Annotated in this window: 1 protein-coding gene and 1 pseudogene; one reads left to right on the forward strand and one right to left on the reverse strand. The window is 54.8% G+C overall.

The window, feature by feature from the left end; all coding sequences use genetic code 11:
- Positions 1–245 precede the first annotated feature (245 nt).
- The gene (locus tag CY652_RS23700) at positions 246–533 is read right to left on the reverse strand and encodes a type II toxin-antitoxin system TacA family antitoxin (protein ID WP_102133129.1); all 288 of its coding nucleotides are present in this window, start codon (positions 531–533) and stop codon (positions 246–248) included.
- A 48-nt stretch (positions 534–581) separates the two neighbouring features.
- Here CY652_RS23700 and CY652_RS25190 point away from each other — a divergent pair.
- Positions 582–671, forward strand: a pseudogene (locus CY652_RS25190) (DUF6984 family protein); the annotation flags it as partial.
- Positions 672–941 lie beyond the last annotated feature (270 nt).

A 941-nucleotide genomic window follows, 5' to 3' on the forward strand; every position in this document is an offset into this window, starting at 1 on the left:
ACTGACGGACCAACAGAACGCCGAAGACTAACACTGCCTTTGGCACTGCAAGCCGGGGCCACTCACCGAGGCCGTTCTCCAAGATTGAACCGGTCCGAAGAAATCAGGCAGGTCAGTAGTCCAAGATTTTGTCCGCATCCCCCCATGGCAGTCTAGACTCTTAAACTGTCCAACTTCGTAGGGTCAGTTTATTTCGAGGTTGGCTTTTCATTTTTTGTATCCGTAAAGCTTGATTCTGCGTAGCGTCATTGAGCATTGCGCTGGGCCCATGCCGGGACGCGACTCATCAGACGCACCAGATGTTCGTTGGGTGAGGGAGGTGCATCCAGCGCGGCGCAAAATGCAGTGAATGCCTCGGGAGATGCGTGCAGCAGTGAGGACTCGTGCAAGGTGTCTTCCGCGGCCGCACGCGCCGCACCGAGAATGAACTCGGTGCGCGTCAGGCTTTTGGCTGCGGCGGCTCGGTCAATCAACGACCGAGTTTCGGCGGAAATACGCAGGTTGAGCGATTCCCATTTGGGTGTATCGGACATGAGCACCTCCCAAAAGGCTCAGTCTATCGTAGCGCAACGATGTTGTAGATACCGGTTATGGTTGCCGTCAACTTGGATGAGTACCGTGATCTCCACGAGCTTGACATGTGGAAGGTTGATTTCTCTCCACTGAACTGAAGCAGTTTCCGACCATGACCGGGTGATTTCACTCACTGCTGCTCAGTCTAGATCGATCCATGTCAAGCATGCTGGTTGCTTCGCGAATTGGTCCGCGGATTTGTCCACTCGGGAGTCCACTGCATCGTCCACTGTTGTGCGAGAACCCGTCGGGACAGGATAGAGAATGTATCCACACGACGAGTCGTGCAGATACATCGGGCCTGACCACTCGATTGCCGTCGGCTCTCGTCGCGTTCCATTCCTTGCATGCAACAGATCGCGCTTTGA

Origin of the sequence: Burkholderia sp. WAC0059, assembly GCF_002870125.1 — a bacterium.
Taxonomy (GTDB): Bacteria; Pseudomonadota; Gammaproteobacteria; order Burkholderiales; family Burkholderiaceae; genus Paraburkholderia.